We start from the raw sequence: 1,209 nt of genomic DNA on the forward strand, positions 1-1,209 counted from the left end.
ACAGGAGCAGCCAGTACATTACCTAAGCCTAACAGACCACCTGTGCGGAAGACATTCGTCAGACCTGTCAGACCAGACAGGCTGGTCAGATCAAGTGACGTACCTACGCACAAGCTTAGATTGATCGGGGCTACTACAGGCGCATCCACCCCTGAGACACTGATTGGTGTAGCTGTCGTACAACCAAACGGGTTAGTAGACACCACATTGAACAGGTTCACACCCGCACCGATGCTCACAGGAGCAGCCAGTACATTACCTAAGCCTAACAGACCACCTGTGCGGAAGACATTCGTCAGACCTGTCAGACCAGACAGGCTAGTCAGGTCAAGTGACGTACCTACACAGAGAGACAAGTTGATCGGTGCTACCACCGGCGCATCCACCCCTGAGACACTGATCGGTGTGGCCGTGGTACAACCGAATGGGTTAGTAGACACCACGTTGAACAGATTCACACCCGCACCGATGCTTACAGGAGCAGCCAGTACATTACCTAAGCCTAACAGACCACCTGTGCGGAAGACATTCGTCAGACCTGTCAGACCAGACAGGCTGGTCAGATCAAGTGACGTACCTACGCACAAGCTTAGATTGATCGGGGCTACTACAGGCGCATCCACCCCTGAGACACTGATTGGTGTAGCTGTCGTACAACCAAACGGGTTAGTAGACACCACATTGAACAGGTTCACACCCGCACCGATGCTCACAGGAGCAGCCAGTACATTACCTAAGCCTAACAGACCACCTGTGCGGAAGACATTGGTCAGACCCGTCAGACCAGTTAAGCTAGTCAGATCGAGCGACGTACCTACGCACAAGCTTAGATTGATCGGAGCTACCACAGGCGCATCCACCCCTGAGACACTGATCGGTGTGGCCGTGGTACAACCGAATGGGTTAGTAGACACCACGTTGAACAGATTCACACCCGCACCGATGCTCACAGGAGCAGCCAGTACATTACCTAAGCCTAACAGACCACCTGTGCGGAAGACATTCGTCAGACCTGTCAGACCAGACAGGCTAGTCAGGTCAAGTGACGTACCTACGCACAAGCTTAGATTGATCGGGGCTACTACAGGCGCATCCACACCCGTCACCGAGATCGGTGTAGCTGTGGTGCAACCGAATGGGTTAGTAGACACCACGTTGAACAGGTTCACACCCGCACCAATGCTCACAGGAGCAGCCAGTACATTACCT

1 protein-coding gene is annotated in these 1,209 nt (G+C 53.4%); it reads right to left on the reverse strand.

Annotated features, from left to right (window positions below; all coding sequences use genetic code 11):
* The coding region (locus tag ACAW87_RS25750) for a hypothetical protein (RefSeq protein WP_370726546.1) at positions 1-1,209 on the reverse strand (1,209 nt) is incomplete at both ends.

Source organism: Fibrella aquatica (genome assembly GCF_041321135.1).
Lineage (GTDB): Bacteria > Bacteroidota > Bacteroidia > Cytophagales > Spirosomataceae > Fibrella > Fibrella aquatica.